15 protein-coding genes are annotated in these 17,462 nt (G+C 40.7%); 10 read left to right on the forward strand and 5 right to left on the reverse strand.

Annotation, left to right across the window (positions count from 1 at the left end; translation table 11 throughout):
• Window positions 1-276: 276 nt before the first annotated feature.
• From AC2JBO_RS21740 to AC2JBO_RS21750, 3 genes are all read left to right on the forward strand, one after another.
• The gene (locus tag AC2JBO_RS21740; protein ID WP_496955737.1) at window positions 277-762 is read left to right on the forward strand and encodes a glutathione peroxidase; all 486 of its coding nucleotides are present in this window, start codon (window positions 277-279) and stop codon (window positions 760-762) included.
• A 141-nt stretch (window positions 763-903) separates the two neighbouring features.
• Window positions 904-1,725 carry an SDR family oxidoreductase gene (locus tag AC2JBO_RS21745; protein WP_496955738.1) on the forward strand — a complete coding sequence of 274 codons (822 nt, stop codon included), beginning with the start codon at window positions 904-906 and terminating at the stop codon, window positions 1,723-1,725.
• 2 nt (window positions 1,726-1,727) lie between these two features.
• Window positions 1,728-2,627, forward strand: coding sequence for an alpha/beta fold hydrolase (locus tag AC2JBO_RS21750; protein WP_496955760.1), 900 nt, complete (start codon window positions 1,728-1,730; stop codon window positions 2,625-2,627).
• 91 nt (window positions 2,628-2,718) lie between these two features.
• Here the strand turns inward: AC2JBO_RS21750 and AC2JBO_RS21755 are convergent, their stop codons facing one another.
• Window positions 2,719-3,363, reverse strand: coding sequence for a DNA-3-methyladenine glycosylase family protein (locus AC2JBO_RS21755; protein ID WP_496955739.1), 645 nt, complete (start codon window positions 3,361-3,363; stop codon window positions 2,719-2,721).
• Between the two features lie 105 nt (window positions 3,364-3,468).
• On the opposite strand from AC2JBO_RS21755, the gene AC2JBO_RS21760 reads away from it, so the two are divergent.
• The gene (locus tag AC2JBO_RS21760) at window positions 3,469-3,786 is read left to right on the forward strand and encodes a Uma2 family endonuclease (RefSeq protein WP_496955740.1); all 318 of its coding nucleotides are present in this window, start codon (window positions 3,469-3,471) and stop codon (window positions 3,784-3,786) included.
• 111 nt (window positions 3,787-3,897) lie between these two features.
• On the opposite strand, the gene AC2JBO_RS21765 is transcribed toward AC2JBO_RS21760, so the two are convergent.
• Window positions 3,898-4,197, reverse strand: a complete 300-nt coding sequence (locus AC2JBO_RS21765) for a DUF433 domain-containing protein (RefSeq protein ID WP_496955741.1) — start codon at window positions 4,195-4,197, stop codon at window positions 3,898-3,900.
• Between the two features lie 418 nt (window positions 4,198-4,615).
• Window positions 4,616-6,454 carry a threonine--tRNA ligase gene (gene thrS / locus AC2JBO_RS21770; protein WP_496955742.1) on the reverse strand — a complete coding sequence of 613 codons (1,839 nt, stop codon included), beginning with the start codon at window positions 6,452-6,454 and terminating at the stop codon, window positions 4,616-4,618.
• A 382-nt stretch (window positions 6,455-6,836) separates the two neighbouring features.
• On the opposite strand from thrS, the gene AC2JBO_RS21775 reads away from it, so the two are divergent.
• From AC2JBO_RS21775 to AC2JBO_RS21785, 3 genes are all read left to right on the forward strand, one after another.
• Window positions 6,837-6,995, forward strand: coding sequence for a hypothetical protein (locus AC2JBO_RS21775; RefSeq protein WP_496955743.1), 159 nt, complete (start codon window positions 6,837-6,839; stop codon window positions 6,993-6,995).
• Window positions 6,996-7,115: 120 nt separating this feature from the next.
• On the forward strand, window positions 7,116-7,433 hold the full coding sequence (locus AC2JBO_RS21780; protein WP_496955744.1) for a DUF2605 domain-containing protein: 318 nt from the start codon (window positions 7,116-7,118) through the stop codon (window positions 7,431-7,433).
• A gap of 373 nt (window positions 7,434-7,806) precedes the next feature.
• Window positions 7,807-8,124 (forward strand): DUF2973 domain-containing protein, encoded by a 318-nt coding sequence (locus tag AC2JBO_RS21785; protein ID WP_496955745.1) that lies wholly within the window; start codon window positions 7,807-7,809, stop codon window positions 8,122-8,124.
• A gap of 148 nt (window positions 8,125-8,272) precedes the next feature.
• Here the strand turns inward: AC2JBO_RS21785 and AC2JBO_RS21790 are convergent, their stop codons facing one another.
• Both AC2JBO_RS21790 and AC2JBO_RS21795 read right to left on the reverse strand, forming a co-directional pair.
• Window positions 8,273-10,549, reverse strand: coding sequence for an amylo-alpha-1,6-glucosidase (locus tag AC2JBO_RS21790; protein WP_496955746.1), 2,277 nt, complete (start codon window positions 10,547-10,549; stop codon window positions 8,273-8,275).
• 552 nt (window positions 10,550-11,101) lie between these two features.
• The gene (locus AC2JBO_RS21795) at window positions 11,102-12,136 is read right to left on the reverse strand and encodes a glycosyltransferase family 4 protein (protein ID WP_496955747.1); all 1,035 of its coding nucleotides are present in this window, start codon (window positions 12,134-12,136) and stop codon (window positions 11,102-11,104) included.
• A gap of 959 nt (window positions 12,137-13,095) precedes the next feature.
• Between AC2JBO_RS21795 and AC2JBO_RS21800 the strand changes: the two genes are divergently transcribed.
• The 3 genes from AC2JBO_RS21800 to trpE all read left to right on the forward strand — a co-directional run bounded on the left by AC2JBO_RS21800 (window position 13,096) and on the right by trpE (window position 17,403).
• Entirely contained in the window at window positions 13,096-15,093 is a 1,998-nt protein-coding gene (locus AC2JBO_RS21800) for a DICT sensory domain-containing protein (RefSeq protein WP_496955748.1), read from the forward strand.
• Between the two features lie 239 nt (window positions 15,094-15,332).
• Window positions 15,333-15,755: a photosystem I reaction center subunit II PsaD gene (locus AC2JBO_RS21805; protein WP_496955749.1), complete on the forward strand. Its 423-nt coding sequence runs from the start codon at window positions 15,333-15,335 to the stop codon at window positions 15,753-15,755.
• Window positions 15,756-15,888: 133 nt separating this feature from the next.
• Window positions 15,889-17,403, forward strand: a complete 1,515-nt coding sequence (gene trpE / locus AC2JBO_RS21810; RefSeq protein ID WP_496955750.1) for an anthranilate synthase component I — start codon at window positions 15,889-15,891, stop codon at window positions 17,401-17,403.
• The last annotated feature ends 59 nt before the right edge of the window (window positions 17,404-17,462 follow it).

The following is a 17,462-nucleotide window of genomic DNA, read 5'->3' on the forward strand; positions in this document are numbered from 1 at the left end:
GGCACCACCAGATCGGCGTCGAACGCCAGCTTTACGCCCAGGCCGTCGCACACCGGACAGGCGGCCGACTTCCGTAATGCTAGAGTCATGATTGGCGATAGAGTCCAGGTCAAACTCATCGGCGCCTTATTAAGTGGCGCCATCATGCCCGACGGTTCAGTACACGAGTAGGGTGCGTGACGCTACCAGCCATTACAAAACGAAGCCATAGCCGAGTAGCGTCACGCACCTTACTGTGCGAAACTTAACAATAGTTTACAATCACAACATTGTTATATGAGTAACACAATCACCGACATAGCAGTTAAAACAATCAACGGGCAAGAAAAAAACCTCAGCGAATATACAGGAAAAGTATTACTAATAGTTAACGTAGCTTCTTACTGCGGTTACACAGGACAATATACCGGACTGGAAAAATTAAACAAAAAGTACCACGATGCAGGATTACGTGTACTTGGATTTCCAAGTAACGATTTTGGCGCCCAAGAACCAGGTACAAACGAAGAAATTGTTACATTTTGCGACAGAAACTATGGTGTAACCTTTGACTTATTTGACAAAGTTCACGCCAAAGGTTCCGACAAACACCCACTGTATGAAAGACTAACCAGCGCAATTGAGCCAAAAGGTGATGTATCGTGGAACTTTGAGAAGTTCGTGGTCGGCAAAAATGGTCAAGTAGTCGCGCGCTTCAAAAGTGGAACTACACCCGAAGCACCAGAATTAATCGAAATAATTGAGCGAGAGCTTGCAAAGTAGGGTGTGTGAAAGCTATTACAATCAAGCAATGAAACGCCAGATTAAACTGCTTTCACGCACCATCAACTCGTGGTGCGTGACGCTACCAGATGCTCGCTTTGTTCGATAATTGTTTGTAGCGTCACGCACCCTACTTTGATTATGAATGTTGCAATTATTGGATGTGGTTATGTTGGTACAGCAGTTGCGAAATACTGGCAGCAGAAAATGACTCTGGTTGTAACAGCGACGACTACCACACTACCAAGAGTGTCAGAACTGCAAACTTTTGCTCAGAAAGTATTTGTTTTACAAGGCAGTGACCGCGAAGAATTAGAAAAAGTTTTACACGGTCAAGACTGCGTATTGTTGAGTGTTGCACCAAGACGTGGTAACTCTTATCAAGATACTTATTTGCAAACTGCCCAAACAGTCGCACAAGTATTAAAAAAATCTCCAGTCAAACAACTAATATATACAAGCACTTGTTCAGTATACGGTAATCAAAATGCTAATTTAGTTGATGAAACAACACCTTTGGCGCCTACTAACGAAAGCCAGCAAGTTCTTTATGACACTGAAGAAGTATTACTTACTGAATTAAAAGATAAATTACACGTTTGTATATTACGTTTAGGTGGAATTTATGGACCAGGACGCGAGTTAGTAAAAATTTACGGTCGAGTTGCCGGACAAACTCGTCCCGGAGATGGTTCTGAACCATCCAACTGGATACATTTGGATGATATTGTCGGCGCCATCGAATTTGCACGTCACTATCAGCTTCAAGGAATTTATAATTTAGTTGACGACGCTTATTTATTAAATCGCGAACTAATCGACCGTGTATGTGAGACGCATAACTTACCCAAAGTCACATGGGACACCTCACAACCGTCCAACAAAAACTACAACGCCAAAATCTCAAACCAAAAAATCAAAGCCGCAGGTTACAAGTTAATTCATCCGGAGATGATTTTTTAATTATGCTAACTCAGGATACTTCCACCCAAACACAGTTTTATAACTGGCTTTCTTATCGCTGTGCTTACGAGGTGTACAATCCTCATAGTACATCTACTGGCGCCCCTTTATTATTGATTCATCCCATAGGAGTCGGTTTATCACGGCAATTTTGGCAGCGTTTTTGCCAAGAGTTTTACAATCAAGGTAATCAGAATCAGATTTATAATCCTGATTTAATTGGGTGTGGTGACAGTGATATGCCAGCTGTACCATCTACACCCGAATTTGAAGCACAACAGTTACAATTCTTCATTGAAAATATAATCCAAAAGCCTGTAATCTTAGTTGTACAAGGCGCCTTATTTCCTGTAGCCGTCGAATTATACGAGAAAGTACCTCATTTAATTGCAGGAATGGTATTATCTGGACCTCCCACTTGGTCACTAATTAGTAAAGATAGGCCCAAATGGCGCCCTTCTTTAGCATGGTCAATATTTAGTTCACCATTTGGAAATTTATTCTACCGTTACGCGCGTACTGAGAACTTTTTACGCAACTTCTCAACTAAAAGATTATTTGCCTCACAGGATAAAGTTGATAGTGAGTGGCTGAATACTTTACAGAAAGGCGCCTCTAATATGGCTTCTCGTCATGCTGTATTCTCATTCTTAGCAGGATTTTGGCGCCAGGACTATCGTAACAGAGTAGCAGCAATTCAAAAACCCGTGCTTGTAGTTATGGGTGAAGTTGCATCGAGTATAGCCAAAGAAGGAGAACAAGAAAAAGCAAACGAACGTTTAGCCGAGTACTTAGCATGTTTACCCCAAGCACAAGGTGTTAAAATCCCAGGAAGAAACGTTTTGCCATATGAGTCAACAGCAGAATTTGTAAAAGCAATGTCATCATTTATTAAACTTTAAAATCAAATCTTGTGGAACAGGCATCCCTGCCTGTTAATTTAATCTCAACATCAAGGGCGGGCAAGGATGCCCGCTCCACAAGAGAAAACATCTAAATACTTTTAACTTTGGTTGTCTTATTCAAATAATAATGCCACAGAATTCTTGTAGCTATAGCACGCAACGGGCGCCATTTCTCGGCAATAACTTCTAATTGACTTGGTGTTGGACGTGTTGGTAAATCTTTTAATTTCTGATAAGCAAGAATCACTCCTAAGTCAGATGCAGGAAAAGCATCAGGACGCTGTAACGACATCATTAAATATATATCAATAGTCCAATTACCAATACCTTTGATTTTTGTAAGTTCCGTGCGTAAAGTTGCCTCATCACCCAATTCAAGTTTATCCAAGTCAAGTTGTTTACTAGATATTGCAGCAGCTAACGCGCGGGTATATACAATCTTTTGCCGACTTAAACCTGCTGACTGTAACTGCAAATCATCAAACGTAACAAAATTCTCTGGTGTCAACGGATTAATTAAAAGTTCTAACTTCTTAAATATTGCATTAGCCGAAGCAACCGAAACTTGTTGTCCTAAAATAATGCGTATAAGTCCAATGAAACCCTTTTCCCGTATCCAGTTTGGTGGATACCCATAGGTTTGAATAATTTCTGCTAAGTCATTATCACGACTCACAAGCTCTTGTATACCTAGCGAAATCGTTTCTTCTGTAAGGGGTTGCTGTATTAACATTATGTTTTTATTTATACGCTGAGACTATTGCTATAATCAAAGGTAATCCTATGATAGGAAAGTAGTAACATTTGTCCTATTGCTTCCAATATTATTATTACGCAAATGCAAGTAACAGAAAAGAGGTACTATACCATAGAGGAATACTTAGCTTTGGAGGAAAAAGCCGACTCCAAAAGCGAGTACATAGATGGAGAAATTATTCCAATGGCAGGTGGAAGTGACAATCACAACCAAATAGCTGGTAATTTTTATGCTGTTATGAATTTTGCGTTCAGGCAGGAAAATTACAGGGTTTATATCAGTGATATGCGTCTTTGGATACCGAATCGACGTATTTACACATACCCAGATGTAATGGTTATAGCAGGTGAACCAGATTTTTTGAGAATCGTAAAGATACAATTACCAATCCAAAAGTAATCATTAAAGTTTCACCGAAACTTATTGAGAATAATCAAAGACATAGTAGATTTCAGCCTTATTGCACAATACCATCTTTTGAAGAGTATTTATTGATTGAACAGGATGAAATTAATGTATTGCATTATTCAAAAATAGATGATAAGCATTGCTTCCAAACAGTGGAGGACGTTTTTGAATTGTAACTGAGGTTAAGTTCATAACAGGAATTTTATCGTCAGCTAAAAATGCTGCGTATTGGAGGCAAGCTTTTATGTCTTCTGCTTCTAAATAAGGATATGCTTCTAAAATTTCGGATTGTGTCATTCCGCTTGCAATTAAATTTAATACCAGAGAAACAGTTATTCTCATCCCTCGAATACATGCACGTCCTGCCATGATTTCTTTGTCAAATGTAATCCGACCGAACATCAGCTTGTCCTTATCTTTTAGAAAACATAAACTATTTTTGAATCCCCCCAACCACCCTTAATAAGGGGGCTTTAATCCCTCTTTTTGCGCCTAAATTAGGTGGGAGTGCCCACCCTACATTCTTCTCTTGTTCCCCCCTTATTAAGGCTACTGTGTACACACAAGTCTCTAAAACTGACTTTTCTTCTCTTTCTTTGCGTCTTTGCGTCCTTTGCGGTTCGTTAAAAAATAAACCGCAAAGTACGCAAAGTACGCGAAGGAGAGGAATGTAAGGATAATGAAAAGATGTGTATACACCGTAGCGGCGTTGCTTATTTGCGGGATGAACTAGCGTCTGAAACCATTAATAATTGGTTAGAAATTGGGCAAAACCATCCCATGATTCAGCAACGCCCACCGTAGCCTTATCAAGGGGGGATTAAAAGTTCTCGAAGTTGGTGATTGCGTTTTTCATTTTTTCGATGACTTCTGTTACTGCGATGCTTCCTAGTTCTCCGGATGCGCGTGTGCGGATGCTCAAGGTGTTTGTTTCTACTTCTTTGGCGCCTACTACTGCCATTACTGGTATTTTTTGTTTTTCGGCGTTGCGAATTAGTTTAGCAAGTCTGTCACCACTAATATCTACTTCTGCACGGATACCCACTGCACGCATTTTGGCGGCGACATCTTTGGCGTAATCTAAAAATTGGTCGCTTACTGGAAGTAAACGCGCTTGTTCTGGCGCCAACCATAATGGAAAGTCACCTGCGTATTCTTCGATTAAAATACCAATTAATCGCTCTAAGGAACCAAATGGCGCCCGGTGTATCATAATTGGACGTTTGCGTGAACCGTCTTCGGCAACATATTCTAAGTCGAAACGTTCAGGTAAGTTGTAGTCTACTTGTACCGTTCCAAGTTGCCATTCTCTTTCCAATGCATCTTGGAAGATAAAATCTAACTTGGGACCGTAGAAGGCAGCTTCTCCTATACCTAAAAAGTGATCCATTCCCAAATGTTCAACCGCACGACGAATAGCACCTTCGGCTTTTTCCCACGCTTCGTCTGAACCAATGTATTTGTCGCTTTCTGGGTCACGGAAACTCAAGCGTGCTTTAAAGTTCTTTAGTTGCAAGCTATTAAACACCGACAATATTAAGTCAACGACGTTGAGAAATTCTGCGTCGAGTTGTTCGGGTGTTACAAATAAGTGCGAGTCATCTACTGTAAAACCACGCACGCGCGTTAAACCACCTAATTCCCCAGACTGTTCGTAGCGGTACACTGTACCAAACTCTGCAAGACGCATTGGTAACTCACGGTATGAACGCAGTTCGCTGCTATATATCTGGATGTGGAAAGGACAGTTCATTGGTTTCATGACAAAACCTATTTCGTGTTCCTTCGCTTCTTCATCCTCTGCCATGAGAGGAAACATGTCTTCTTTGTACTTCTGCCAGTGTCCCGAAGTTTTAAATAAGTCAACTTTGGCAATGTGAGGGGTAACAACAGGCAAGTAACCGCGTTTGATTTGCTCTTGTTTGAGATAATCTTCTAGAAGACTCCGCAACAAAGTACCTTTGGGTGTCCACAACGGTAAACCAGGCCCTACTAAGTCAGAGAATATAAATAACCCTAACTCTTTACCTAACTTCCGGTGGTCACGACGCAGTGCTTCTTCTTTACGTCGCTTATACTCTTCTAACTGTTCGGGTGTTTCCCACGCTGTTCCATATATACGCTGTAATTGTGCCTTGGTTTCGTCGCCACGCCAATAGGCGCCTGCTAACGTTTCAAGTTCAATTGCTTTTGGATTTAACTCGGCTGTATTGTCAAGGTGTGGACCTGCACACAAATCCCACCATGTATCCCCTAAATGGTAAATTGTAATCGGCTCTTGTTTTATATCCGCTAAAATTTCCAGCTTGTAAGGCTCGTTAATCTTTGAGATTCGCTCACTAGCTTCTTCTCGACTAACTTCCTCGCGCGTAACTGGCAGTTTCTTATTGATAATCTTAACCATCTCTTTGTAGATGGACTTCAAATCCTTCTCAGTAAACGGTTCGGGACTATCAAAATCGTAATAAAAACCATTTTCAATCCAAGGACCAATCGTAACTTGCGCTTTGGGAAACAGCTTTTGCACTGCCATTGCCATAACGTGAGAGGCAGTATGGCGAATTTTCTTCAAGCTTTCCGATTCGCTTGTACGCGGTAAACTAATTTTCTCGACTTGTGAAGTAGACTCAGTATCTTTATTTGTTACATTTGGCGACATCGGCTGTTTTACCTTTGGCGAAGCTTTTTACTTGTACTTTGAATAAGCGGAACGCAGAAAAATACCCCTAATTCTAACACGGCTATAATGAGCGCAAGATGCAACTTTGGTCATACACTCGAAGGATGACTTCTAAATACTGCTTTCAGACGATAAATTTTGTGATTCTTCTTAATAAAATATTTATATTCATTTTATTTTTACTTCAACCTTCTTTAATGTTAACCTCTCTCACAAACATCCTTCTCTTGATGCATTGACTGATCACAATCATCTGTTCTTAAATAAAAAAACTAAATCGATTTGCAGAAAGTTCCCTAATAATGTTAATTTTAGTGTTCCAGGCAAAATAATAGCTTTTTGGTATAAGCAAATTACAAACATGACTTTCGGCGACCAACTTTACATTGGCGCCCGTTCTGCATCTATGTTAGTTAGCGCTCCTATTTTGCGTTTAGTGACTAAAAAAGCCTTTGATAGCAAAAAGACTTACGGCGAACAGTGTAAAACTTTGGCAGGAACCGAATCAAATCGATTATAATAGTTTTTGTAGCTCTTGCTACAAAATAGCAGGTGTGAGAAGTATCCAATGATTCTTAAGTGTTAAGAATCGTTAAAAAAGTTAATATTAGTAAGAAGGTTAGAAGTATGCTTCTCATTTATGCGGGACTCAAATCTACCAGAACCAGAATTGCTTAAATCGGTTTTACAGCCTCTGCTGGAGGATTTCCAATATTGGTTTGCACGCGCGTGTAACTTACTGGAGACCGAGCGGATTGATTTTTTAAGTACACAGCAGCAGTCGGACTTGCTATTGCGAGTAAAGGCCGCGCAAGAAGAGGTAAAAACAGCGCATATGATGTTTAGTGCGACTGGAGGGCAAGTAGGAATCGACATGGAAGCTGTAAAGCCTTGGCATCAGCTTGTTACCGAGTGTTGGAATGTAGCTATACGGTTTCGCCAAGGACGTGAAACATAGAACTACCCAGTTCCTTCTGAATATCTCACAATTAATTTTTAATTGAATTTTGAGTAGAGATGGAACTGGCAAAATGACTCATTAGATTGCTCAAAGAGTACTTTAGTATTAAATAAAAACCAAAAATATAATGAAATAGCCAGTTTCTATTCAAGTCCCAGTATACTATGCTACCTGGTATGTCGTCGAAAAAGGATATAGCTAAATATCTTAAGATTTAGATATATGAACTAAATGCTATTCCAACAAGCAAGTTTTCATTTTTTCTCAAAGCCTTAATCATCTCAATTCCCGTTACCTATTGTTTAAGCTGATTTTACTTGTATCGATTTATAAACCCTTTAATAACACGCTGCTTCTGGAGGAAATACCTATGTTACACCTTATTTACATTCTTGCATTTACAGTTCTGGCGATTATTGCTGTTGCTAATCTGATTCGTAACCTAATTATGTTCAGTTTTGATCGAGAGCGGACATATTCACATAGACCATCTCAAGGTAGTAACTACGGCTATACAGCTAGAAAACAGTTTGTACCTCATCCAGAATTATTGGATAATTCGGGTAATTTAATTAGAGAACCATTACTCGTGATGCGTTCAATTAACGTTGAAGACGCGCGTCAGCAGCTTGATGCAATATTTGAAGCATCCCCCGGACATAAAAGCGATGTTCAAGAAGACAAGTAGGGTGTGTGATGCCATAACAATCCTACAACGAAGCAAATAAATTATTGGCATCACGCACCTACTTTGGCGCCGATTATCCTTAAGATGGTGCGTGACGCTACTAGTTTATTAGTTTTGCTCACGATTGTTATAGCGTCACGCACCCTACTCACGCTTCGATGACGACACGTAGGTTGCCACGTTTTCTAGCTACACGGCAAGCTGTTGTGTTTCCGGAGCGTTCAAATTCTAAATCTAGGATAGTCGGGCCGACACGTAAATTATGCAGTGAAAGGTGACTAATTGATTCGGGTAAAGCTGGGTCGATAACTCTTAGACAGTTGTTTGGTGCATCTGGAACAAGGTTAACAATCATTTGTATTAGTTGGAAGATGCTACCAGTTGCCCATGCTTGAGGTGAACAAGCTACAGGGTATAGAACTGGAGCATTATCACCGTCGCGCTCGTATCCACAAAGTAGTTCGGGTGGACGTTGGTATGGTTGAACGCTGGTCATATCCACTAAACCTTGGAAAACTTCAAGTGCTTGGTCGATCAAACCGAGGGAACGTAAACCCATAGCTATTATTGAATTGTCATGCGGCCATACTGAACCAATATGGTATCCCATTGGATTGTAGGCGGGTGATAAGCTGCTCAATGTTCGGATACCCCAACCGTTATACATGTCCGGCGCCCGTAATCTTTCAGCAACACTATAAGCTTTTTCAGGTGTAAATATACCGAGTTGTAAACAGTGACCAGGGTTAGAAGTGATACTATCAACATGTTTACCATCACCATCTAACGCTAACGCGCAAAAGTCTTGATCTTCCATCCAGAAATCACGGTTAAAGCGCGTTTTGAGACTACGCGCTTCATCAGTCCAACGGTCAGCTAAATCTAAGCGCTTTTTCATGCGAGCAATTTCAGCCAAACGTAATTTAGCAGCATAAACATACGCTTGAACTTCGCATAATGCAATTGAACCATACGCTAGTTCGCCTTTACGGTTAACTACACAATCTCCCGAATCTTTCCAACCTTGGTTTGCTAAACCTAGTTTTGATGTACGGTGATAGCTTAGGTAACCTGTTTGCTTCATGTTACGGTCAATCCAATCCATTGCAGCAAGCGCGTAGTTCCAAAGATTTTCTAGCGTTTCTCCGTCATGTGTCCAGGCATAGTATTCAGCATAAAGCATCAACCATAATGGAGTCGCATCAACTGTACCGTAATAAGGTGTATGAGGTACTTCTTTACAGCGTGCTAATTCTCCAAATCGTAATTCGTGTAAAATCTTTCCTGGTTCCTCTTCGCGCCACTCGTCTTTTTGCTTACCTTGATATAAGGCAAGTAAAGTTAGAGTTTCCTTGGCTATTTCAGGATTCAACATTAAAGTTTGCGAAGCAGTAATCAACGAGTCGCGTCCAAACAGCGTTGAAAACCAAGGTACTCCAGCAGATACAGTTTTATGCTTACCAAACGATTGTCGCAACAGATACATATCCTGTTCCGCGCGCTCAATCATTCGATTAAACATGGTTTTATCACCTCGAATTCGGGTAATTTGGCTTACCCAGTGTTGCTCCTCCATAACTTCGGCAGCTTTCGCTTGACCCAGTGTTACAGGAGCGCTAACTGTGGAACTTGACTTATTATTTGTTAAAAGATTAACCCGATAGCCTAATTTTTGCTTTTCATGCGGCGCCAATTCAAAGCGCCAGAGTGCTGTATAACCTTTAAAATAATCTGGTTGACGATGCTGGAATTTAATTCTTGATTCCATCACCAATCCATCCAAACCTTGATAAGCAAGCGTTAAAGATTGCTCTATCGATTCAGAGGAATGATTTTCTTCGTGAGTTAACAGCGGCTCAACAGAAGAAACTGGTTCAACTAAACGCAATAATCTACCACGTCTGTCTCTACCATGTCCTCGAACTTCAAACAAATCAGCAAAATCAGCGTCAAAACTAAGACTAAGCTCAAAACTAATTGTAGTTGTGCTGTAATTTGATACTTCTATTTCTTCAAATAAGGCGCCGTTCAAAACAAGTTCACGACGAATACCAATCGTATCAGGTCGTAAACGCTCATCGATTTTAGGATTAGTACATAAAACAGATAACGAAAACCCTTTATCAGCAGTACTGCTTAGTAACACAGGGGAGTATCCGTCAATCTGTAACTCCAACCGACTCAAAAAACGTGTATCCGAACAAAATAATCCCATACTCGGGTTGCCTTCACCAAGACCACACCCAGAAATATTACCTAAAGTATCTGTAACAAAAAATAAATCATCATCTTTAACAGTTAAAGTCGGCTGCGGTCTTGAGGTAGCTACGCAAGGCCATTCTGGGATAGGAATTTGTTCAGCAGGGACAAAGGTTTTTCCATCCAGCAAAATTTTTTCCGGTGCGATTAAGGTATCCGGTGTCATTCTCCAATTTCCAACTGATTAACAGGTCTAGTTTCTTCGTGTTAAAAGCGTCAACAGGAAAAAAAGACGCTTTTATTAGTTATATTTTTTGCCAAATCGCTGCCGCAGAGCTGCAAACAACCAGCAAAATGCGTGTACCAAACATCTTGGTATAAAACTTACACAATAAACACAAGTGTGATGAACTTATGAACTTATGTGAATTTTCAAGAAATTTTATTGATTGTAGCGTCACACATTACCTTAAAACCAATTTGAAGGTGATGATTTTCGCAATTTCTCAAAAATAAATTGGATTGCAAATCGGAGTGTAAATTTTATGACACAAATCAATCGAAAGTATTATTACAGCTTCAAATCATAAATGGCGCTGAATCGCAAGGTTTTTACTATTTGATTTAATTATAGTTCATGATAAACGCCACATTTGTCCGATTATAACAGAATAATTCAAAATAACCGCTATTTTTACCTATTTTTAATTCTATGGTGCGTCAAAGCACATGATTTTTCGTTTTATTGAAGATTGTAATAGCTTTGACGCACCCTACTTTACCCGTTGTTGAGTAAAACCATTTGATACGCGCGTTCGTATTCGTCAGCCATTGAGGAGACGCTAAAGCGACTAACGACATACTCGCGACAAGTTTGACGCTCAAGCTTGCGAGCAAGAGGAACCATTTCAATCATGGCTTCGAGTGAATGACATACGTAACCAGTTTTGCCGTGGGCAACAACTTCAGGAACGGAACCCAAACCCATAGCAACTACAGGTGTACCAGTCGCCATTGACTCAATCATTACCAAACCAAATGGTTCACGCCAAGTAATGGGGAATAAAGTTACAGATGCTCCTGCTAAAAGTTTCACTTTGTCTTCGTGAGAAACTTCACCTAGAAACTGAATTTGCTCACCGTCGATTAGTGGTTCAACAAGTTCTGTGTAAAACTTTTTATCGACGACATCAATTTTGCCTGCCATTTTTAACGGTAAACCAATCGCGCGCGCGATTTTTATGGCTTCGACTGGTCCTTTTTCTGGCGATATACGTCCAATAAAAGCTAGATACGCAGGTTCTACTGGTTCTGGGTTAAATGCGTAAACATTTGTATCGATACCGTTGTAAACAGTGTGAATGTAATTTAAGCCTAAGCGCGGTTCTCGTTGTGCTTCACTAATACTGATGAACTTTTGCCAAGCAAAGCGACGGTATATTTTCTCGTTTTCTGAAGTGAAGGCGCCGTGGAGGGTATGAACAGTAGGTGTTTTGACAAAACCGCTATAGGAAAGAGCTTGATAACCAAAGTGAGAGTGAATGACGTCAAAATGATGCGCTTGCTGGTAAACGTCAGCAAGTAGCATATGCTCATAGATACCCGGTTCTTTAATATTTGGGTCGAGTCGTAGCGCGGAGGAATGTACCGTTTTAAGTTTTGCTTTTGTTAAGGAATCTCCAGAAGCAAATAAAGTTACGTCATGACCACGCTGAACTAACTCGTCTGTTAGTAACTTGACAATTAATTCAATCCCGCCATAAAGTTTGGGAGGTACACGTTCCCATAAAGGAGCAACTTGAGCTATTTTCATATTTCACCATGCAGGTAAATTTATTGCATACCTGTCCATATTTTCTAAGCAAAAATTCGCACATTAAAATGTACTTATATGCTAAATAACGCCTGAAAATTGAGCATGTATGCTATGCCTATTCCAATCGAAAGTCCAAGACATGATGATGAAGTCAGTAAGTATCGCTCATACTAACTTTACTTCCAGACATGAGGAAATGATTTACCTGCTTTTTTTCTATGTATTTTCAAATTCATTCCCTCCATCAAAGCCTTTACTTACCAGTATTCAACAACTTTTCAAGATAGTTAATGCTCCGCAAGCACTACCTCAAATTAATAGTTGAATAAATAGTTATAAACTGGGATTTTCTACATAAAATTTTGATGAAAGTTTTGTTAACAGATTTATATTACATGATTTTGTGTTCTTGAGCAATATGCAGATGTTGCTCCCGTAGATATATTAACTTTTATATTTATTTTATATTAATTTTTAAGTATTATTTACGAGATAATATCGTAATTTAATATACATCAATGATATGATTCCTTACAGCTTACCCTGGTAATTTATGTTTTGATTTTAACTTAAAAAAAATTAACATATAGAATGAGCGCACGAATTCATACAGAAGTCAGAAATATAAGTAGGTCGGAGATGGTAATATTATTAATACTTTATTAATATTGCTAATTAGAATACATTACATATGGCATTAGTATGAGAGTGGGTAAGCCGGAGCGGCGGTAGATAAAATTTAACTTAATATCCAATAGATAGAGGAAACGAAACATGTATAATTAAGAAAAACAAATATTAGTCGAGCGTAATTATAGGCTTTCGATAGGCTTTCGGCGCCGCTTTGCCAATCTTTACATATCGCAACCATGTGTATGGGTTGAAAGACCATTGTAATTTGTACAATGCAGCTGAAAGATGGTTTTTTATCCAGATTGTTGCTCTAAACGACCTACATGAGCATTTCGACTTCGGTACTGAGCGATTTGCTTATTACCCTACCCAACCTACGGCCACAACTTTACTTCAAGGCTTCGCTAACAGCACTCTCCCATGCGATGGAAGACCAGGTACTGGCGGCAACACTCGAAGCACCACTGGTAATAGCCAGTTTTCAGCGCGAGCGGTTTTATCGCCAAGAAGCACATCGGTATGAGCGACTAGCACAGCGAAGCGATCAAGTATACGTTTTGGCTGCCCCGGAAACTGATTTTACGAATAGTTCCGAGTATTACGAAAAAGTCGCTTTTGAACCAGAAGATGCCCTTTGTCACGAATGGCACCTAATTGTGATTGCCCAAAAATATGCCACCTGCCTGGTTTGTCGAGAATTCCCACGTTCTGCTAATCAGGACTCTGAACTGCGCGAATTAAGTCCAAACTTGGATATGGATACCGCGCGGAGGTTTGAGGGAATTTGGACATCCGAGCGAGGTGTCAGTTTGAAAGCAGCTGACTTGCTATTAGCGCGCATTCAAATTTACCGACCGGAGCTAGGGGGTAAAATTAACGAAGCTCGGCGCCGATTTAATATTGGCAAGTACAAAGGTGTAAAAAAGCCAGCAAAAACTTCGGAGTATGCCTGTGATATAGACACAGACCCGTTTGTACAGCGATTAGTAACTTATTTGCAGGCGAGCCAATACAAATTGCACAAAGCTTATCGTTCGATAGCCGCCCAAGCACGAAAAGAGCGTTTAGTCAACTCTATAACAACCACAATTCGGCGTTCATTGAACCCACAAGAAGTACTTCATGCAGCAGCGCAGGAATTAGGACAAATATTAGGAGCTTGTCGGTGTTTAATTTACCGGGCACAAGCACAAGACTTATGCGCGACAATCGAGCATGAGTCAATCAGTTTGGGTATAACATCGGTAAAAGGGCAAACCTGGCAGTTAGATAACAATCCACTGTTTGCGGAAGTCGTGCAAAACTCAGAAGGGGTTTGTGTCGCCGATACAATGAACGACAGTCGTACATCAACTTCCCCTGTACTTTGGAAACACGTTGAAAAGTTAGGAATTCGTTCCTGGTTGCTTGAACCTGTTTTTTATCAAGGACGGCTCTTGGGAATTATTGAACTGCACTACTGTGGAAACACCCCACACACATGGCATACAGGCGAAATAGATTTGGTCAAAGCTATTGCAACTCAAATTGGCGCCGCATTAATTCAAGCCGAATCATTTGCTAACCTTGAAGACCTCAACGCGCAACTCGAAGCACTCGACCGTACCCGCAGTAATTTAATTGCAATTACTGGACATGAACTTCGCACCCCACTTTCAACAATTCAAGTTTGTTTAGAAAGTCTTGCAACCGAACCAGATATGCCGTTGGAATTGCGGCAAGTTATGCTCAACACTGCTTTATCAGATTCGGAGCGAATGCGGAAGCTCGTGCAAGATTTCTTAACACTTTCCAACTTAGAAAGTGGTCGCGTCGAGTGGCACCCCGAATCACTACCCTTACAAGAGTGTGTCGATTTAGCCCTAAGTAGAGTACGTGCCCGCATAATTGTTGAACAATTGCCCCAAATCAACACTGACATCGACGACAATTTACCCTTGGTATTCGCAGATGGAGATTGGTTAGTTGAAGTATTAGCCAAGCTCATCGACAACGCTTGTAAATTTACTCCGAGCGAAGGAAAAATTACAATTACAGGGCACCATGACAGTAACGAAATGGTCGAGGTGACAGTCATTGACACGGGTAGAGGAATTGAGCCAAACCTTCTCGAAATCGTTTTTGACCGTTTCTACCAAGAAGAAGGCGCATTAAGGAGAACTACAGGAGGAACAGGACTAGGGTTAGCGATTTGTCGGCAAATAGTAACTGGTTGGGGAGGAGACATATGGGCATCCTCAACAGGGAAAAATCAGGGAAGCCAATTTCACTTTACTGTACCCACCGTCACAAAAAGCCAAGAAGTCAAAGTTAAGAGTTAAGAGTTAAGAGTGCTGCGTGCTGAGTGCTGAGTGCTGAGTGCTGAGTATGAAGCCAAAAAATTTAGAACTAAGATATTAACTCATAACTCATAACTCTTAACTGATAACTCTTAATTCTTACTTTTAACTCAGCACTCAGCACTCAGCACTTCTAAAAATTATTACAGACTATGAAATAATCGCAATAATGTCCCTGTGGCAATGTTAGGATGCCGTAAAAACATTTGAGTGAAAACCTTATGGCAGAAAAACTTTCTGGACAAACTCCTTTGTTCGGTGGCGGAACTGGCGGTTTGCTAACCAAAGCAGCCGAGGAAGAATTCTATGCAATCACTTGGACAAGCCCCAAAGAGCAAGTTTTTGAAATGCCCACTGGTGGCGCCGCTAAAATGCGTCAAGGTGAAAACCTGCTGTATTTAGCTCGTAAGGAATACGGTATTGCGTTTGGTGGTCAACTCCGGAAATTCAAAATCACAGATTACCAAATCTACCGGATTGAACAACCAAGCGGCGAAACGACCAAAATTCATCCAGCAGACGGCGTGTTCCCAGAAAAAGTCAACCAAGGACGTGAAAAAGTACGTTACGTTGACCGCAAAATTGGTGATAACCCCAGTCCTGCTCAACTCAAGTTCAGCGGTAAGTATACTTACGACGCATAATTTATAGTTAAAAGTGCTGAGTGCTGAGTGCTGAGTTTAAGAAGAAGTAAAGAGAGTAAAGAGTTCTACTCCTAACTCTCAACTCTTCTCCCTCACTCAGTACTCAGCACTCAGCACTCAGCACTCTTTATTTATGATTTTTCCCGAATTCTCCGAATTTACTGAATTAGCAAAGCAAGGTAATTTTGTACCAGTGTACCAAGAGTGGGTAGCAGACTTGGATACACCAGTTTCGGCTTGGTATAAGGTATGTTCTGGACAGCCTTATAGTTTTTTGCTGGAATCAGTCGAAGGAGGTGAGAAAGTTGGGCGTTATAGTTTTCTTGGTTGTAACCCTTTATGGGTTTTAGAAGCGCGCGGTTCTAAAACAACACAAACGCTTCGTGATGGTTCGCAGATGGTATTTGATGGCGACCCTTTTGAGGCATTAGCTGAATGTTTGGCGCCATATCATCCAGTTAAGTTAACAGAATTACCGCCTGGAATTGGTGGTTTGTTTGGTTTTTGGGGCTATGAATTAATTAGTTGGATAGAACCACGAGTGCCAATTCATCCACAAGATGACCGTAATATACCGGATGGGTTGTGGATGCAGGTAGACCACCTGTTAATATTTGACCAGGTAAAACGTAAAATTTGGGTAGTAGCATACGCAGATTTACGCGACTCGGATGTAAAACAGGCTTATGATAAGGCAATCGAGTGTGTTACACAAATGGTAAGCAAATTAGCTTCACCGCTTGAGCCTGCCAAAACAATTTTAGAATGGAAGCCACCTGCATTAGTGGCGCCTCGTACCAGTGAGACCGAGGAGTATGAAAGTAACTTTAGCAAAGAAAAATTTTGTAGCAGCGTCGAAAAAGCTAAAGAATACATCAAAGCAGGGGATATTTTTCAGGTTGTGATTTCCCAGCGTTTAACAACAGAATATGCAGGCGACCCGTTTTCACTATACCGCTCGCTACGCCAAATTAATCCCTCACCTTACATGGCGTACTTTAACTTTCAAGATTGGCAAATTGTTGGCTCCAGTCCAGAAGTAATGGTAAAAGCCGAAAAAGATGCTCTTGGAAATAATATAGCAACACTGCGTCCAATTGCGGGAACAAGGAAGAGAGGTAAAACCCCTATTGAAGATAATGCACTAGCTCAAGATTTATTACAAGACCCCAAAGAAATCGCCGAACACGTCATGTTAGTAGACTTAGGGCGGAACGATTTAGGTAGAGCTTGTGAAAGTGGTAGCGTATGTGTAGATGAATTAATGGTTATCGAGCGATATTCCCACGTCATGCACATCGTTAGTAACGTTATTGGTAAACTGGCGCCATCTAAAACAGCATGGGACTTAATGAAAGCTTGTTTTCCCGCAGGTACAGTAAGCGGGGCGCCAAAAATTCGAGCAATGGAAATCATCAACGAGTTAGAACCATCTCGCCGAGGTGTATACTCAGGCGTATATGGATACTACGACTTTGAAGGACAACTCAACAGTGCCATTGCCATCCGCACAATGGTAGCGCGCGGGGGTAAGGTGAGTGTACAAGCGGGCGCCGGTTTAGTAGCAGACTCAGAACCAGAGAAAGAGTATGAGGAAACTTTAAATAAAGCGCGCGGCATGTTAGAAGCAATAAGATGTTTAAGGTAAAGACTTAAAATTGATCCCCCTAAATCCCCCTTATTAAGGGCAGGGCCGTTTCATTCTAA

The organism is Calothrix sp. CBUCES-K 9914 (assembly GCF_059640475.1).